The sequence below is a fragment of the Candidatus Symbiopectobacterium sp. genome, from assembly GCF_020054415.1.
In the GTDB taxonomy this organism is placed as follows: domain Bacteria; phylum Pseudomonadota; class Gammaproteobacteria; order Enterobacterales; family Enterobacteriaceae; genus Symbiopectobacterium.
The window spans coordinates 1-2,792 of record NZ_JAHWCO010000469.1 but is presented as its reverse complement, the minus strand read 5'-3'; the positions used below and the strand labels follow the sequence as shown (position 1 = coordinate 2,792).

The 2,792-nt window shown below is 49.0% G+C and carries 4 protein-coding genes and 1 pseudogene; all 5 read right to left on the bottom strand.

The window, feature by feature from the left end:
* Nucleotides 1–160 (bottom strand): annotated as a pseudogene (locus tag QZ506_RS21655) (holin); the annotation flags it as partial.
* A gap of 529 nt (nucleotides 161–689) precedes the next feature.
* Complete coding sequence (locus tag QZ506_RS13820; RefSeq protein ID WP_291971795.1) at nucleotides 690–1,481, bottom strand: KilA-N domain-containing protein; 792 nt, start codon at nucleotides 1,479–1,481, stop codon at nucleotides 690–692.
* Nucleotides 1,482–1,705: 224 nt separating this feature from the next.
* Nucleotides 1,706–2,050 (bottom strand): antiterminator Q family protein, encoded by a 345-nt coding sequence (locus QZ506_RS13815; protein ID WP_291971793.1) that lies wholly within the window; start codon nucleotides 2,048–2,050, stop codon nucleotides 1,706–1,708.
* Nucleotides 2,047–2,205 carry a helix-turn-helix domain-containing protein gene (locus tag QZ506_RS13810; RefSeq protein ID WP_291971791.1) on the bottom strand — a complete coding sequence of 53 codons (159 nt, stop codon included), beginning with the start codon at nucleotides 2,203–2,205 and terminating at the stop codon, nucleotides 2,047–2,049. The genes QZ506_RS13815 and QZ506_RS13810 overlap by 4 nt, the downstream gene beginning before the upstream one ends.
* On the bottom strand, nucleotides 2,202–2,792 hold a 591-nt coding region (locus tag QZ506_RS13805), incomplete at its 5' end, for a hypothetical protein (protein WP_291971789.1). The genes QZ506_RS13805 and QZ506_RS13810, both read right to left, overlap by 4 nt.

Here is a 2,792-nt window from a genome sequence, read left to right as displayed (position 1 = left end):
TTGCCCAGTCACCAAGGCTTAACCCGGCAACCTTATCTGCAAGCAGCAGGACGCTCTCTTTGGTTGATGCGGCGTAGGCTCTGGCAGACGCGCCAAGGCCCATTAAGCCCGTCCCGCTTCCGTATGAAAGCCTGCTGTAGAGAGTGCTCATTCGTGTCATAGCCTCACCGCCGATTTTTCGGATGGCGCTGTGTGATTGAGGGGAAATAAAAAAGGCCACGCCGGAGCGCAGCCTTATAGAACTAAAATAGATTAGTCATTTATAAAAATTACATTACCTAAATGTAACCTAATTTGGCCTATCTGTTGTTGATAAAGCATTTTAGGAGTAATGGTGGGTCTAAGACTTACCGCTGTTCGTCTTTTACTAATTTTCGCCGGTAAATGTTTTTCAGTATCATTTGAAATCTGATTCAAATTATAAGCGAGGGATGACATTTCTCCCGGGCATGTAGCTGAAGTATTTTGGAAAGGTTGTACTGGAACACTTCTGTTTACATCAACAATCATGGCATAACCTATTAATAACGATTAAGAGATCATTATTATATTTTACAACTGATTTTAATTTATATCAATAAAAAGCCCCAACCAAAGTTGAGGCCTCATGTCCTGCGCGCCTTTGCCGCAGCATGGTGAGATTATATGTAGCTCAGGTGCTCACGTCAAGCATTTAACTGATCGTTTGATCAGTTAATCAACCGCATCAGATTTTCTTTAACGAAGTTTCGGCGCTCATCTTCGTTGGTAAGCACAACGACGCCACGCTTTTCCAAATGTTCCAGCAAGGTTTCAACATCCCCTATAAAACAATTGGAGGCGACCACCTCTGTCCGTGTCACACTGCCATCTGCATAGTCGAGAACAATTCTGCCAGAGATAGCAGGCAAGCTATTTTGTGAAGATGCTCTGCCGATGAATTCACCGTCAATCGGTACTCGAGCGGCAAGAGATAACGCTTCGGTAAAATTCTCTTCGGGAATTTCTTTATAGCTGCAACCGAAGTGACTTTTCAGTGCTGACCACAGCGTGATGGTTGCTTTGCCCTGATGTTCATGTGGGACACTTTTACCACGGGTGAGCACCAGTTGTTTGATAGCCTCCTGCTGCTCTATGGTAAGCTTACCGGGAACCGTGTTTTGCTTGCGCACCTGGTATGCCTGACCACTAACTATATCATCATAGGCACGGATTACTTTAAGAGCGAACGAGGCGCTGATCCACATTGCGTAGGAATAGACTAGTTCCTTGCAAACGTAAGTACCTCCGTAGCGGCCTTTACGGGCGTCTACAGGTTTAAATGCTCGAATCTGAGCTTTAAGAATTTCATCAATTAATTCAATTGTTTTATCGGAGCGCAGCCAGTTTGCTGGCTTGTCCTTTTCCTCACCGCCAGATGCTTGATGCAGATCGTTCAGTGAATAACGCTCTTGTTCGTCTCTATGAATGGCGATATCGGAGATAATGATATTAGTGCTCATTTTCGTATCCTTTTTGAGAGGAAACCTGAGAGGCTCAGGTGGCCAAGTGCTCAAAACTTGTACGAAGGCAAGCGGGCTTATTCCCCGAAGGTATTTTATTCACCCACACTCGGCCATATCTGAAATATGGACACAAAAAAGCCGCAAGACTGACGGGTGCGGTAGCCGTTCGTAAGGTGTTTTGAGCACCTAGGGAAGACTATAGACCCAAATATCATTTTCCGTCAAGCTGCCTCCAAAAGTTCAGCAACACGGCCCGCGATGTAGGCTTCAGCCCTTTCTAGCACTTTGCTCACATAAGTGCGGTGGCGATGTGGTTGCAGTGCTTCACCTATCATCTGGCAAGACACCTTCCCTTTGTAGTACGCCACAACAATATCGTAGCCCAGCGGGTCGAAGTGCTTGAGCCTCCCTACCGCACGGTCAACTGTCTCCCCGTCCTCATCGGACAGCATGGGCCGGATATCGCTGCTAGACGCGGCTATGTGCCATGCCGCCTTGTACTCGGTGCCAATGCGTGAGCCGCTCCAGTTTCCCCATGCCGTCAACAGGTATCGAATATCTCTCATTTTACCGCCCCCCAGTTTTTGCCGTTCCTGATGCTGTAGATATGCTGCTTGCTGGTCTCGAATTTCCTCGCCACCTCAGCCACCGGCATACCGGAGTCCAGTAGCGCCCGGATAAGCGGAATATCTTCCGCCGTCAGTCGCACACGCTTTCTCATGCCGCTTCCCCCATGCGATAGGTAATGCCCTCCTGATACCAGGGTGGTAGCGTGAACTCGATTCGCCAGATATTTCCGCCGGCGCGTAATTCCCGCAGTCGCTTGAGCTCAGTTTTCATGTGCTGATAAATCTCATCCATCTGCCACGGCGTTAACCGCACCGGCACTGCTGCCAGATGCGCCACGCGGTCAATGACCATCTCCCCATAAGTGATGTTGGCGTGCATCGTGAACTCATAAGGGTCTTCACCCAACTTACGGTGACAGCCAGCGCAGTGTGCGAAGGCGTTGAAGGGATGGTAGCGGGTCGCCTTGTGTCGGCGGGACTTGAAGTGGGAGCAATGGAGATTACCGTGGTCGTGGTGAAAATATTTACCGCAGTAGTCGCACTGCCAGTTAGTTCTCTCGCGCACAAGCTCAGAAAATACCGCGTCGTGCTTATCGCGTTTTAGTGCCATATCTACCCCCACATCTTGTTGAGCATTGAGCGTGGTGTTGGTTTGAGGTACTGCTGTTCGGGAAGGGTGACAACGACATCCCAATATTTGGGGTCGCTGCTCAGTGACCTGGCAGCGCGATAGCCGTTG

Excerpts from the sequence above, each read along its gene's own strand:
- QZ506_RS13810 (WP_291971791.1), bottom strand. The coding sequence starts at position 2,205 with ATGAGAAAGCGTGTGCGACTGACGGCGGAAGATATTCCGCTTATCCGG.
- QZ506_RS13815 (WP_291971793.1), bottom strand. The coding sequence starts at position 2,050 with ATGAGAGATATTCGATACCTGTTGACGGCATGGGGAAACTGGAGCGGC.
- QZ506_RS13820 (WP_291971795.1), bottom strand. The coding sequence starts at position 1,481 with ATGAGCACTAATATCATTATCTCCGATATCGCCATTCATAGAGACGAA.